Genomic DNA, 13,165 nt, shown 5'->3' on the forward strand with positions numbered 1-13,165 from the left:
GACGGGGGAAGTGTCATGAGCGTACGGATGGGCGTACTCGCGCTGCTGGTGGGGGGACCCGGTTACGGGTACCAGCTCCGGGGGGAGTTCGAGCACCGCACCGGCGGGAGCTGGCCGCTGAACATCGGCCAGGTCTACACGACGCTCGACCGCCTGGAACGCGACGGCCTCGTGGCCCGCGGCGACACCGACGACGACGGCCACGTCGTCTACACGGTGACCGACGCGGGTCGCGGGGAAGTGGCGCGCTGGTTCAGCGAGCCGGTGCCCGCCAAGCGCGGGCGTGACGAGCTCGCGATCAAGTTCGCCCTGGCCGTGACGGTGCCCGGCGTCGACGTCGCGCGCCTGGTGCAGGTGCAGCGCGGTGCCGCGATCCGGAACCTGCAGGACCTGACCCGGCTCAAGCGCACGACCGATCCCGCGACGGACCTGGCGTGGTCGCTCGTGCTCGAGTCGATGGTGTTCCAGGCCGAGGCCGAGGTGCGGTGGCTCGACCACGTGGAGTCGACCGTGGCGCGGTACCGGCCGGAGGAGCATCCGGCGGCGGACGCTGGCTCCTCGTCCGCGACCGCTGCCGACACCGCGCGGAGTGCACGGTGAGCGCCGCACCGCTCCTGCAGCTCGACGCCGTCAGCGTGCACTACGGCTCCGGCGCGAAGGCCGTCACGGCGCTGGCCGGCATCGACCTGGCCGTCCAGCGCGGCGAGATGGTCGCCGTCATGGGGACCTCGGGTTCCGGCAAGTCGACGCTGCTCGCCTGCGCCGGCACCCTGCTGCCGCCGACGAGCGGCGAAGTGCTGATCGACGGCGAGTTCGTGTCCGACCGGCCGGCCAAGGAACTCGCGGCCCTCCGCCGTCGCCTCATCGGGTTCGTGTTCCAGGACTTCAACCTGATCCCATCGCTCACCGCGGTCGAGAACGTGGCGCTGCCGCTCGAGCTCGACGGCTGGAAGGCCTCGCAGGCCCGCCGCGCCGCGGAGCTGGCACTCGACAACGTCGAACTCGCACACCGCGGCGACGCCTACCCGGACGACCTGTCCGGCGGGCAGCAGCAGCGCGTCGCGATCGCCCGGGGCGTGGTCGGCGAACGTCGGCTCGTGCTGGCGGACGAACCGACCGGCGCCCTCGACTCGCAGACCGGCGAGGTCGTGCTCCGCATGCTCCGACGGCACGTCGATGCCGGAGCCGGCGCGCTGCTCGTCACCCACGACGCCCGGCACGCTGCCTGGGCGGACCGGATCGTCTTCCTGCGCGACGGTCGCGTGGTCGACGAGACCGTGTACTCGGGCGTGGAGCTCGCCCTGTCGGACCGGACCGCGTCGTGAGCCGGCGTCGGCGTCCGGGTACCGGCCGGACGCCGTTCGCCCTCCGACCGGCGTTCCGTCTGGGGCGTCGACTGGCGTTCGCGAAGGTCGGTCGGGCGGCGCTGATCATCGCGCTCATCGGCATCCCCACCGCCGGGTTCGCCGCGGTGGCGGTCGTCGTGCAGTCGACGCAGCCCACGACCGCGGAGTCGCTGGACTACGACCTCGGCAAGGCAGCCGCGCAGATGCGGGTCTCCGGCCCGGACCTGCCCGGCATGCGGCAGGACCCGGTGCAGTGGCAGTTCACCGATGCGAAGCGGAACAGCCCGGTCACGGAGGCCGACGAGGACCCGCCGTTCGCGAACGTGCTCGCCCACGTGCCGGACGGTGCGCTGTCCATCCCGGTCGGCGGCACGCCCGTCGTGGTGCAGGGACCCAAGGGACCTGTCGGCCTGGCCGCGGTGGAGGGCAGCGTCTGGGACCCGTCGCTCGAGGGCCACTGGCGTGTCCTCGACGGTTCGGCGCCGACCGCGCGCAACCAACTCATGGTCACGCCGGCGACGCTCGACCGGCTCGACGCCCACATCGGTGACACCGTCGACATCACCGATCCCGTCACGAAGCGGTTCACGATCACCGGGACGATGCGCGACCTCGGCTCGGCGCCCAGCGAGCAGGGCGTGTTCCTGCCGTGGGGGACGACCCTGTCGACGACCGAGACCACTGACGACGCGGGTCTGACCGACGTCACCGTCTACCTGCCGTCGGACGCGCCGACCTGGTCGGAGATCCGGCAGCTCAACGCGCACGGCATCGTCGTGCAGTCCCGCCCGGTCGTGCTCGATCCGCCGGATGCCCGCCTGCCCGGCGGCCAGATGAGCTCGTCACTCGGCTGGTACCTCGGCGCGATGGCACTGCTCGGGGTCTTCGCGATGTTCGAGGTCGCGCTGCTCGCCGGGGCCGCGTTCCTGGTCGGCACCCGGGCGGACACCCGTTCGTACGCGATCGTCACGAGCGTCGGCGGGGACAAGCGGTTCGTCCGGACGATCGTCGCCGGGTCCGGCCTCGTGCTCGGGTCCATCGGCGCCGTCCTCGGCGTCGCGGTGGGCACCGGGATCGGCGTCGCGGTGTTCCGCCTGATCGACAACGGCGACGTCGTGTCGTTCCCCGGCTTGCACGTGCCACCGCTCCTGCTGCTCGTGGTCGCGGCCGCCGGCGTCCTCGCCGGGCTGGTCTCCGCACTCGTCGCCGCCCGGGCCGCCACCCGCATCAACGTGCTCGCGGCGCTGCGGGGTTCACTCCGACCCGCGCCCGTCGACCGTCCTGCTCGTCGTCGGCGACGCATCTGGGGGCCGGTGCTCATCATCGCCGGTGCCGTGATGACGCTGGCCTGCGGCGCCGGGGTGCTCATGCTCAACGACCGCCGGGTGCAGGACGACCACTGGGCGTGGGCGGCCGGTGCCGGGGTCGCGCTCGGGCCGTGCCTGATGCAGCTCGGCATCGCGATCTGCTCGCCGTGGCTCCTGGCCCTGGTGTCCCGGATGTCCGCACGCCTGGGCCTGTCGGCTCGGTTGGCCGCCCGCGATGCCCGGCGCAACCCGGTCCGGACGGTGCCGGTGCTCGCCAGTGTGATGAGCGTCGTGTTCGTCGCGTCGGTCGTGATCACGTGGAGTGCGTCGAGCCACGCGCAGTACGTCCGCGGGTACGAGTACACGACGGCGGTCGGGGTCGCGACGTCCGAGGTGCAGCTGTCCAGCGAGGACGGTGCCGCCAGCGGGCACGACGCGGCGTTGACGGCGCACGCGGCGAAGGTCGTGGCGCGGGTGCTCGACCACGACCGGATCCGGGTGCTCGGCGTGGCCGAGGGCTGGGCGGGCGACACCCCGTCGTCCGTGACGATGCCGCACCGGTGGACGGACTTCGACTGCGACGGCTACGACTCCACGTCGTGCTCGTACTACCTCGACACCGCTGACGCGACCGTCCCGCACATCTGGACGGGCACCGTCGACGACTACGCGGTGCTCACCGGACACCGACCGTCTGCTGCCGTGCGGGATGCGCTCGAGGGCGGCAAGGCGGTGTCACTGTGGCCGGAGTACGCCCACGACGGTGCGGTCCGCATCGACACGTTCCACGACCGCACGTGGGAGAGCCCGACGATCACGACGACGACGAAACCGGACGCCAGCGTGTCGATCCCGGCCGTGCTCGACGTGCAGTCGCCGCGGATCCAGGTCGGCGTCTTCATGACGAAGGCGACCGCGGCGCACTACGGGGTGCGCGCCGTCGACGGCATGCTCGTCACGACGCTGCCCGGGGACATCGCGCCCGAGCAGTGGGACGAGCTGAGTTCCGCCTGGCAGAGCTTCGGCGGCGCGGACCGCGCTCGGTGGGACGGCCCGCAGTTCGCCTACGAGGCCGGGCCGGTCGACAACGGCGCGCTCATCCGGGCGATCGTGCTCGCGCTCGCTGCGGCGGTGACGATCGGTGCGACGGCGGTGGCCATCGGGCTCGCGCGGTCCGACGGGCGCCGGGACGACGAGGTGCTCGACGCGATCGGTGCCGCACCACGACTGCGACGGCGGGTGTCGACCTGGCAGGCGGCGATCCTGGCCTCGGTGGGCGCGGTGATCGGCACCCTGCTGGGGCTGCTGCCGATGCGGGCACTCACCCTGCGGTTCACGGAGCCAGCGGTCGGGTCGAACCACATGCCGTTCGTGCCGGACTGGTCGATGCTGGCCGTGCTCGGGATCGGGTTGCCGCTCCTGGTGACGGCCGGGGCATGGCTCACCGCGCACGGCCGACGCCGGGTGGCGGTGCGGCGGGCGCACTGAGGTGTGGGGCGGCGCTGCACGTGGCGCCGCCCCGGTGCAGCCCGGTCAGGCGCCGGGCTGCACCACCATGAGCACGGCGACGACGACCCACACCAGGTTGAACAGGCCGACCAGGGCAGCGAGCTTCCGCGGCGAGCGCTCGGTCCCGTTCCCGCGCAGGACCTCGCGCTGCTCCGGCAGGACCCCGAGCGCGAGGATCCCCGCAGCCACCGCGGTCAGACCGATCGAGACGAGCAGCCACGCCTCGTCGAGTGCCCCGACCTCGAACGCCAGGGCCATGCCGAACGTCGGGACGGCGAGCGAGATGATCGAGTACACGTGGCAGATCCGGTGCAGGACCCTGGCGACCGCTCGGGCCACCTGGTCGCCCGGATCGGCGACGAGCGCGCGAGCCGGCTTCGGGAACATGCTCCCGGCGACCGCGACGGGTCCGAGGGTGAGCAGCGCCGCCACGACGTGCACGGTGAGGAGGACGCTGGACATCGCTTCCAGCCTAGGGCGCGGTACTTCGTGAGCAGAAATGGTCGGGTGGCCGTCGGCGGACTCGACCATTTCTGCTCACGAAGTGGTCACACGTTCGGGATGGGCACCTCGGCCAGTACGACCTCGGCGTCCATCGGGATCGGACCGCGCACCCGGGGGAGACCGTCGACCCACTCGACCGGCACCCCCGCAGCCGCGAGCCCCTCGACGCTCAGGTCGATCCGGAGCAGGGGCAGCGCGAGGTCGCCGTACCGCTCGGTGACGACCTCGGCCACCCGGTCGGGCGTGGTGGCGCGGACGTACCCGCCCGGCTCGAGCGGCACCCCGCGAGTGGACACCTCGTACTCGCCGAACCCGCGGCTCATCTCCCAGTCGTCGGCGATCGCCACGTGACAGACCACATCGGTCATGGACCCTCCTCGGTAATGAAACGGGAGCGTATCATTACCGCTAGGATGGGTCTGTGAACAAGCGTGGACGTCCGACCGCCGACGAGCGGATCGCCCGTGACGAGCGGATCCTCGACGTCGCGACCGACCTGTTCCTGGAGCACGGGTTCGCGGGCGTCGCACTCGACCGCGTCGCCGCCGAGGCCGGGGTCACCAAGCGCACGCTCTACACGGCGTTCGGCGACAAGCCCGCGATCCTCCGAGCGGTCGTCCGGCGGCAGCACCCGTACGCCGCGCAGCCCGCCGCGGACCTCGTGTCCACGGCCACGGCGATCGGCAGCGCGTTGCTCTCGGACCGCGCCGTCGCCCTGCACCGGCTCGTCATCGCCGAGTCGGCGCGATCACCCGAGCTCGCCCGTGAGTTCCACGAGGCCGGCCCGCTCGCCGCGCAGCAGGCCCTGGTCCGCGCCGGAGCCACTCCGGAGACCGCCGCCGAGCTCTTCACCCTGCTGCTCGGGGAGCTCCACCGCGAGCGCCTGCTCGGCCTGGCTCCGGCCCCGACGGCGGCCGCGGTCGCCGCACGCGCCGCGCGTGCCGTCGCGGTGCTCTCGACGTGACCCCAGGGCGGACGGGAGGCCCGTGGCCAGCTGGCACCGGGCCTCCCGTCCGCCACGGAGTGAGCAGAAGGCGACGGGTCACGCGCTCGGACTCGTCGCCTTCTGCTCACTCGATGCGGCGCGAACCGCGCTCAAGCGGGGTCGGGCAGCGCCTCCGCGTACGTGCGGAACTCGCCGCGCTCCGAGTGGATCGCCCACAGACGATCCGCGATGGACTCGCCGGAGTGCTCCGGCTGCCCGTCGTCGATGCCGAACGGGATGATGAGCTGACCGACGTGGACCTGCTCGTCGCGCACGGCGTCGTGCAGGAGCTGGGCGTAGGCGCTCTCGGCAGCGAAGGCGACCGAGGTGCCGGTGACCCGAGCGCCGGGACGCACCGCACTGCCGCCGTTCACGAACAGGATCGTGCCGTGGCCGATCGCGCGCATGCCGGGCAGCACCTGGCGGACCGCGTTGACCGAGCCGTAGACCGAGAACTCGATCGGGCCGACCAGGTCCTCCGCGGTGGTCTCGAGCACCGGGCGCATGTACTCCTTGGCGGGGAGCGGGCTGTACTGCAGCACCTCGATGGGACCGAGCTGCTCGGTCGCACGCTCGAGGGCGCTGCGGAGCGAATCGCCGTCACGGACGTTCGCGGCGAACCCGGCGGCCGTGATGCCCTGCTCGCGCAGCGACGCGGCGAGGCCGTCCAGGCGGTCCTGGTTGCGGGAGACGAGGGCGATCGAGAAGCCCTCGCGGCCGAAGCGTTCGGCGACGGCGAGACCGAGGCCCTTGCCGGCCCCGATGATGGCGATGGTGGTCATGCGGAGTACTCCTCGTCGGTGACGTGCTCGAGCCAGGTGGTGGTGGTCGCCGGGTCGTCGGCGAGGTCGAGCATCGCGAGGTGCTCCATGTAGTCCGTCGGGGTCGCACCGTGCCAGTGCTCCTCACCCGCAGGCGTGTAGACGGTCTGGCCCGGCTGGACCTCGACCACGCCGCCGTCACGGGTGCCCATGCGCGCGACACCCTCGGTGACGTGCAGGGTCTGGCCGTTGGCGTGCGAGTGCCAGGCGGTGCGGGCGCCGGGCAGGAACCGGACCTTCGCGACGGTCATCGACTGGCCGGCTTCCTTCGGGCTGGCGATGGCGTCGAGGTACACGTCGCCGGTGAACTGCGCGGCCGGGTTCTTGACGGTCGGCTGCTTCGGTTGGATCTCCATGGCCCCGACGGTAGGCCGATGTGCGCACCGGAGGGAGGTGCCGGCCGTACCCCTCAGCCGTTTCCCGAACACGACGTGTGTGATCGACGCACGATCCGGGAGGACCACCGTGGACAGCAGCGAACACCCGAACCCGCACCCGAGCCCGAACCCCACCCGAGCCCGACGCGGCTGGTCCGCTGCGGGCATCGCCGCGGTGGCCGCCCTCGCCCTGGGCGGCTGCGCCGATGCCGCACCGGACGACGACCGCGGCTCGTCGGCGAGCGCCCGCGCCACCGCCCCCGCCGACCTGCCCACCGGGCAGATCGCGCTCGACGGCGACACCAGCGACGTGGTCACCGGACTCGAAGCACCGTGGTCGGTCGTCCGCACCGGCGACGACGGCGACGCCCTGGTCAGCGAACGCGACTCCGCGAAGGTCCTCGAGCTGCAGGACGACGGCACGACGCGCGAGGTCGGCACCGTCGACGGCGTCAGCCACGGCGGCGAGGGCGGGCTGCTCGGGCTGGCCCTGCACGACGACGACCTGTTCGTGTACTCGACGGCCGAAGACGGCAACCGGATCCAGCGGTTCGAACTGACGGGCAGCGCCGGGTCGTGGGCGCTCGGCGACGCCACGACGATCATCGACGGACTGCCGTCGAACACGTTCCACGACGGCGGCCGCATCGCGTTCGGCCCCGACGACATGCTCTACGCCAGCGTCGGGGACGCCGGCACGAGCAGTGACGCGCAGGACGAGGACTCGCTCGCGGGCAAGATCCTGCGGCTCACCCCGGACGGCGACGTGCCGGACGACAACCCGTTCGACGGGTCACCCGTCTGGAGCCTCGGGCACCGCAACGTGCAGGGCCTGGGGTGGTCCTCCGACGGCACGATGTTCGCGTCGGAGTTCGGCGAGAACACCCTCGACGAGCTGAACGTGATCGAGGCGGGCGAGAACTACGGCTGGCCCGAGGTCGAGGGTGAGGGCGGCGAGGACCAGGGCTTCGTCGACCCGGTGCAGCAGTGGTCGACGGACGAGGCGTCCCCGAGCGGCCTGACGGTCGTCGACGACACCGTGTTCGTGGCCAACCTGCGCGGCGAGGTGCTCCGGGCGATCCCGGCGGACGACCCGGGGACGTCGACCGAGTACTTCCAGGGCGACTTCGGCCGGATCCGGACCGTGCTCGAGGGGCCGTCGGACACGCTGTGGTTCGTCACGAACAACACCGACGGCCGTGGTGACCCTGCGGAGGGCGACGACCGCATCGTGTCCGTGCCGCTGACCCGCGCCGAGGGGTGAGCCGACGGAGCGCTGCCACAGGGGTTCCGGCAGCCCCTCGCTCGCACGCTGTCCAGCGGGTTACCGTGACGGCATGAACCACCGCGACGAAGCCCGCGACTTCCTGTCCAGCCGTCGCGCCCGCATCACCCCCGAGCAGGCCGGGGTCGAGACGTTCGGAACCCGCCGTCGGGTCACGGGGCTCCGGCGCGAAGAGGTCGCACGGCTGGCAGGCGTCAGCATCGACTACTACACGCGGCTGGAGCGGGGGAACCTGCAGGGCGTCTCGGACAGCGTGCTCGAGGCCGTCGCCGGCGCACTGCAGCTCGACGCCGCCGAGCTCGAGCACCTGCGCGACCTGTCCCGGCACCAGAACGCGACACCGCGGCGCGCGGGCAAGGTGGTGCCGGTGGCCGCCGTCCGCCCGGAGCTGCAGTACCTGCTCGACGTCATCACCGATGCGCCGGCGATGATCATCAACAACCGGCAGGACATCGTCGCCGCCAACGCGCTCGGCTACGCGATGCACTCGGACCTGGTCTCGGCACCGGCCCGGCCGATGAACTTCTCGCGCTTCATCTTCCTCGACCCGCAGGCCCGGAACTTCTACCAGGACTGGCAGCGGGCGGCGCACACGAACGTCGCGATCCTGCGGCGCGAGGCCGGCCGTACACCGAACGACCGCGACCTCGCAGCACTCATCGGCGAGCTGTCGATGCGGAGCGACGACTTCCGCGCCCTGTGGGCCGCGCACGACGTCCGCCGCCACTACGCCGGCGTGAAATCCTTCCGGCACGCCGTCGTCGGTCCGCTCGAGCTGCACTTCCAGACGCTCGAACTCGCCGAGGACCCCGGGCTCGCGCTCACGATCTACCCGGCGACCCCGGGCAGCCCGACCGCCGACGCGCTCCGCCTGCTCGCATCGTGGGCGGCGACGGAGCAGATCGCGGAACGTGCGCGCAGCGCGGTCAGCCCCGGATGAGCGGTGCCCCGCGGAGCGTCAGCCCCGGATGATGTCGTCCGCGATCCGTGCGGCGTCGTCGATGGGCACCGCGAAGCCGATGCCGATGTTGCCGGAGGAGTAGCCGAGCGTCGCGATCGACGTGTTCACCCCCACGACGCGGCCGTCGAGCCCGACGAGCGGCCCGCCGGAGTTGCCGGGGTTGATCGACGCGTCGGTCTGCACGAGCGGCTGCGCGGATCGCTGCGAGGTCCGTTCGAGGGCGCTGATGATGCCCGAGGTGACGGTGCCGTTCAGGCCGAGCGGGGACCCGACCGCGATGACGGACTCGCCGATCCGCAGGTCGGCGCTGCGTCCGAGGTCGGCTGCGGGCACGGTCAGGCCGGTCGCCTCGATGACCGCGATGTCGCTGTCCTCGTCGCTGCCGACGACCCGGCCGTCGGTGCTGGTGCCGTCGGGCAGTACGAGCCGGACGGCCGACGAACCGTCGACGACGTGGTGGTTCGTCATGACGTGTCCGGCATCGTCGATGACGAAGCCGGAGCCGCTCCCGCCGGTCGTGCGGACCTGCACGACGCTCTGCAGCATCCGCTGGGCGGCGTCCTCGGCGTCGGTCGCAGTACCGCCGGACGAGCCGGACGTCCCCGACGAGCCGGACGTGCCGGACTGCTGCCGCCCGGCCACCGGGGCGCTGACCGGGGAGTCCGGGGTGACGAGCAGGGCGCCGGTGACCCCCGCGGTGCCGCCGAGGACGAGCGCGGCGACGAGGACGGTCGCGGTCCGGCCGCCGCCCCGCCGCTCGCGGCGCGGTGCCGGCTCGTCGAACTCGGACCGGCGGGTGGCCGGGTCCGGTGGGGGGCCCTGGACGGGCGTGGGGACGGACGGGAGGCCCGTTGCGAGCTGGTCCCGGGCCTCCCGTCCGCCGTCTGGTCGCGCAGATCGCTCGGGCGGTGCGCCGGTGGACCAGTGCTGTGGACCTGCGGGCCGGCCGATGCCGGGAGGGGTGTCACTCATGGTCGTGTCCTCGTGTTCAGACGATGCGGGCGAACCAGCGGAGGGAGAGCGCGCCGGCGGTGAGGGCGAGGAGCATGCCGAGCAGGGCGAGCCATGGTGTGATCTCGACGGGTTCCTCGTGCCAACCGATCGACGAGCCGATGTCCTGGTAGACCTCGCGGAGTTCGTCGGTGCTGGACGCCCGGTAGAACCGTCCGTCGGTCTCGTCCGCGAGCTGGCGGAGGGAGGTCTCGTCGACGGGGACGGCCTGCTGCGTCCCCCACAGGTTCGCGACCCCGGAATCGGTGCCGTAGGCGATGGTGGAGACGGGCATGCCGGCTTCGCGAGCTGCTTCGGCGGCCGCGGCGGGTTCGCGCCCGGTGGTGTTCGCGCCGTCGGAGAGCAGCACGAGTCGCGCCGGGATGCGCTCCGGTTCCCCGGACCCGCCGGGGGTCGGGGACGGCGACGCCGAGCCGGTGGCACCCTCGTCACTGAGGCGGTCGACCTCGCCGACCGCCTCGAAGACGGCCTCGCCGATCGCCGTCCCACCGCCGCCGTCGTCCATCCCGGCGATGGCCTCCCGGACCGCTTCGTGGTCGCGGGTGGCCGGAGCCAGGACGTCCGCGCCGCCGGCGAAGGCGATCGCCCCGACGTTGAACGTCTCCGGCATCTCGGCGACGAAGGACTCGGCGGCGGACTTGGCGGCCTCGAGCCGGTTCGGGTCGACGTCGTCGGCCTGCATCGAGCCGGACGTGTCGATCGCGACGATCACCGTGGCACGCTCGTAGGGCACCCGGACGTCGATCTCGGGGCGCGCACCGGCGAAGCCGAGGGCGGTCAGGCCGACCAGGACGAGCGCCGCGGGCAGGTGCCGACGCCACCGGGGCTGCTTCGGGACGAGCTTGTCGAGCATCGGCAGGGTCGCGAAGCGCACGGCGTACCGCCGGCGTCGGCGCTGGACGAGCAGGTGCGCGACGGCGAGCGCCGCCACCGGCACCAGGGCGAGCAGGAACCAGGGTGTGAGGAAGGTCATCGGGTCCTCCGTGCCGATCGGGCGGGCGTGCGGTGCCGGCGGTGGATGAAGCGGGTGAGTTCGCGGCCGAGGTCATCGTCGGTGCGCAGGACCAGGTGGTCGGCCCCGGCGGCGCGGACGGCGGTGGCGGTGGCCGCGCGGTGGGCGGCTGCTCCGGCGGCGTAAGCGGTGCGGAGTGCCCGGTCCGAGGTGGCGACGACGCGCTGGGCGCCGGACTCCGGGTCGACGAAGACGACGTCGCCGACGTCGGGCAGGTCGAGTTCGCGGGGGTCGAGCACCTCGACGACGATGACCTCGTGGCGTGCCGACAGCCGACGCAGGGCGGGCTCCCACGGCAGCCGCGCGCTGTCGGTCGCCGGCTGGTCGAGCAGGTCACTGATGACGACCCGCAGACCGCGGCGGGGCGCCTGGGCGGCGAACACGCGGAGCGCTGCGGACAGGTCGGTCGTCGGGACGCCGTCGCGGGGGCCTGGATCGGCACGGAGCACGCGGCGGGCGGTGGTGCGACCGGCGCGCGGAGGGGTCCAGCGGATCCCCTCGGTGCCGACGACGCCGAGTCCCACCCGGTCACCCGCGCCGGTGGTGAGCAGGCCGATCGCCGCCGCCGTCCAGGTGGCGACGTCGGCCTTCTCACGGTCGGTGGTGCCGAAGGCCATGCTCGGCGAACGGTCGACCAGCACCCACGTCTCGAGGGCGTGCTCAGCGCGGGTGAGCCAGACGTACGGTTCGCCGGCGCGAGCCGTGGCGTTCCAGTCGATCCGGCGGACGTCGTGCCCGGGCTGGTAGCGCACGAGTTCCTCGGGGTCGCTGCCCGTGCCGAGGGACAGGCCCTGGTGGTCGCCGTGCACCGTGCCGTCGACACGGCGCCGGACGGTGAGCTCGAGGCGGCGGAGCCGTGCGTCGTCGCTCACGGCGTCGCCTCGTACGGGGTGGAAGCGGCCGCGGCGGGGGTCGGTGCGGCTGGGGGGTACCGCACGTCACCGCCCGCCGCGACCGCGCTCGGGTCCTCGGACGCCGCGATCCGAGGCTGCGGGACGGCCGCGAGCACGGCCTCCACAGCGGTCCTGGGGTCGACCCCGTCGGCGACGGCGTCGAAGGTGAGCACGAGGCGGTGCGCGAGCACGTCGGAGGCGACGTCCGCGATGTCACCGGGCAGCACGTAGTCGCGGCCCCGGAGGAGCGCGAGCGCACGGGCCGCGGCGACCAGGCCGAGCGACCCGCGAGCACTGACGCCGTACTCGAGTACTCCGTCGAAGGTGTGCACGCCGTACCGGTGCGGGTGGCGGGTCGCCATCACGAGCTGCACGGCGTACATGGCGACCGCGTGGTGCACGAAGACCTGCTCGGCTTCGGCCTGCAGCCGGACGATGTCCGGCACCGTCAGGATCTGCTGCGCGCGTGGCCGGTCGGCGCTCATCCGCTGCACGATGGTCAGCTCCCCGAGCTCGTCGGCATGGTCGACGTCGACCTTGAGCAGGAAGCGGTCGCGCTGCGCTTCGGGGAGCGCGTACACGCCGTCGTTCTCGATCGGGTTCTGGGTGGCGAGCACGATGAAGGGGTCGGGGAGCCGGTGGGTCTGCCCACCGATCGAGACCTGCTGCTCGGCCATCGCCTCGAGCAGCGCCGACTGCACCTTGGCGGGAGCGCGGTTGATCTCGTCCGCGAGCACGAGGTTGGCGAACACCGGTCCGGGTTCGACGTCGAAGGTCTCGGTGGACGGCCGCCAGACCCGCGTGCCGACGATGTCGGACGGCATCAGGTCGGGGGTGAACTGCAGGCGGACGAAGTCCCCGCCGACGACGGTGGCCAGGGTGCGCACCGCGAGGGTCTTCGCGACGCCGGGGACGCCCTCGAGCAGCACGTGGCCCCGGGCGAGCAGCCCGATCATCATCCGTTCGACCATGGCGTCCTGGCCGACGACCACGTGCTTGACCTCGAACAGTGCGCGTTCGAGGACGGCTGACGCGGACGGCGTCGTGTACGGGTCGGCGTGGGCGGCTTCGGTCATGGTGTCCTCCTGTCGTTCGGGTGCGTCCCACTCCAGTCGCCAGGGGCGAAAACGACGGGAAGCCGGATCGAAACCGGA

Annotated in this window: 14 protein-coding genes; 6 read left to right on the forward strand and 8 right to left on the reverse strand. The window is 72.8% G+C overall.

Annotated features, from left to right (window positions below):
- Positions 1 to 15: 15 nt before the first annotated feature.
- From EDF51_RS07985 to EDF51_RS07995, 3 genes are read left to right on the forward strand one after another with little or no spacing between them, the layout of a single operon-like run.
- Positions 16 to 600: a PadR family transcriptional regulator gene (locus EDF51_RS07985; protein ID WP_243692331.1), complete on the forward strand. Its 585-nt coding sequence runs from the start codon at positions 16 to 18 to the stop codon at positions 598 to 600.
- Entirely contained in the window at positions 597 to 1,325 is a 729-nt protein-coding gene (locus tag EDF51_RS07990) for an ABC transporter ATP-binding protein (protein WP_123292992.1), read from the forward strand. The genes EDF51_RS07985 and EDF51_RS07990 overlap by 4 nt, the downstream gene beginning before the upstream one ends.
- A complete protein-coding gene (locus EDF51_RS07995) occupies positions 1,322 to 4,141 on the forward strand; it encodes an FtsX-like permease family protein (protein WP_131877825.1) in 2,820 nt (939 codons plus the stop codon). The genes EDF51_RS07990 and EDF51_RS07995 overlap by 4 nt, the downstream gene beginning before the upstream one ends.
- Positions 4,142 to 4,186: 45 nt before the next feature.
- On the opposite strand, the gene EDF51_RS08000 is transcribed toward EDF51_RS07995, so the two are convergent.
- A complete protein-coding gene (locus EDF51_RS08000) occupies positions 4,187 to 4,624 on the reverse strand; it encodes a hypothetical protein (RefSeq protein WP_131877827.1) in 438 nt (145 codons plus the stop codon).
- 86 nt (positions 4,625 to 4,710) lie between these two features.
- Positions 4,711 to 5,034 (reverse strand): DUF952 domain-containing protein, encoded by a 324-nt coding sequence (locus EDF51_RS08005; protein WP_131877829.1) that lies wholly within the window; start codon positions 5,032 to 5,034, stop codon positions 4,711 to 4,713.
- Positions 5,035 to 5,087: 53 nt separating this feature from the next.
- Here EDF51_RS08005 and EDF51_RS08010 point away from each other — a divergent pair, with 53 nt between their 5' ends.
- Positions 5,088 to 5,630 carry a TetR/AcrR family transcriptional regulator gene (locus EDF51_RS08010; RefSeq protein ID WP_131877831.1) on the forward strand — a complete coding sequence of 181 codons (543 nt, stop codon included), beginning with the start codon at positions 5,088 to 5,090 and terminating at the stop codon, positions 5,628 to 5,630.
- Between the two features lie 131 nt (positions 5,631 to 5,761).
- Here the strand turns inward: EDF51_RS08010 and EDF51_RS08015 are convergent, their stop codons facing one another.
- Both EDF51_RS08015 and EDF51_RS08020 read right to left on the reverse strand, forming a co-directional pair.
- Positions 5,762 to 6,433: an SDR family NAD(P)-dependent oxidoreductase gene (locus tag EDF51_RS08015; RefSeq protein ID WP_131877833.1), complete on the reverse strand. Its 672-nt coding sequence runs from the start codon at positions 6,431 to 6,433 to the stop codon at positions 5,762 to 5,764.
- Complete coding sequence (locus tag EDF51_RS08020; protein ID WP_131877835.1) at positions 6,430 to 6,828, reverse strand: cupin domain-containing protein; 399 nt, start codon at positions 6,826 to 6,828, stop codon at positions 6,430 to 6,432. Before EDF51_RS08020 ends, EDF51_RS08015 begins: the two co-directional genes overlap by 4 nt.
- 109 nt (positions 6,829 to 6,937) lie before the next feature.
- Here EDF51_RS08020 and EDF51_RS08025 point away from each other — a divergent pair, with 109 nt between their 5' ends.
- Positions 6,938 to 8,113 carry a PQQ-dependent sugar dehydrogenase gene (locus EDF51_RS08025; RefSeq protein ID WP_243648812.1) on the forward strand — a complete coding sequence of 392 codons (1,176 nt, stop codon included), beginning with the start codon at positions 6,938 to 6,940 and terminating at the stop codon, positions 8,111 to 8,113.
- Positions 8,114 to 8,186: 73 nt separating this feature from the next.
- Positions 8,187 to 9,074, forward strand: a complete 888-nt coding sequence (locus tag EDF51_RS08030; protein ID WP_133938155.1) for a helix-turn-helix transcriptional regulator — start codon at positions 8,187 to 8,189, stop codon at positions 9,072 to 9,074.
- A gap of 18 nt (positions 9,075 to 9,092) precedes the next feature.
- Here EDF51_RS08030 and EDF51_RS08035 read toward each other — a convergent pair whose 3' ends face one another.
- The 4 genes from EDF51_RS08035 to EDF51_RS08050 are packed head-to-tail and all read right to left on the reverse strand — an operon-like array spanning position 9,093 to position 13,087.
- Positions 9,093 to 10,067: a trypsin-like peptidase domain-containing protein gene (locus tag EDF51_RS08035; protein WP_131877841.1), complete on the reverse strand. Its 975-nt coding sequence runs from the start codon at positions 10,065 to 10,067 to the stop codon at positions 9,093 to 9,095.
- 16 nt (positions 10,068 to 10,083) lie between these two features.
- Entirely contained in the window at positions 10,084 to 11,079 is a 996-nt protein-coding gene (locus EDF51_RS08040) for a VWA domain-containing protein (RefSeq protein ID WP_131877843.1), read from the reverse strand.
- Positions 11,076 to 11,990 carry a DUF58 domain-containing protein gene (locus tag EDF51_RS08045; protein ID WP_133938153.1) on the reverse strand — a complete coding sequence of 305 codons (915 nt, stop codon included), beginning with the start codon at positions 11,988 to 11,990 and terminating at the stop codon, positions 11,076 to 11,078. The genes EDF51_RS08040 and EDF51_RS08045 overlap by 4 nt, the downstream gene beginning before the upstream one ends.
- Complete coding sequence (locus tag EDF51_RS08050) at positions 11,987 to 13,087, reverse strand: AAA family ATPase (RefSeq protein ID WP_133938151.1); 1,101 nt, start codon at positions 13,085 to 13,087, stop codon at positions 11,987 to 11,989. Before EDF51_RS08050 ends, EDF51_RS08045 begins: the two co-directional genes overlap by 4 nt.
- Positions 13,088 to 13,165: the final 78 nt, after the last annotated feature.

The sequence above is a fragment of the Curtobacterium sp. PhB25 genome, assembly GCF_004365375.1.
Lineage (GTDB): Bacteria > Actinomycetota > Actinomycetes > Actinomycetales > Microbacteriaceae > Curtobacterium.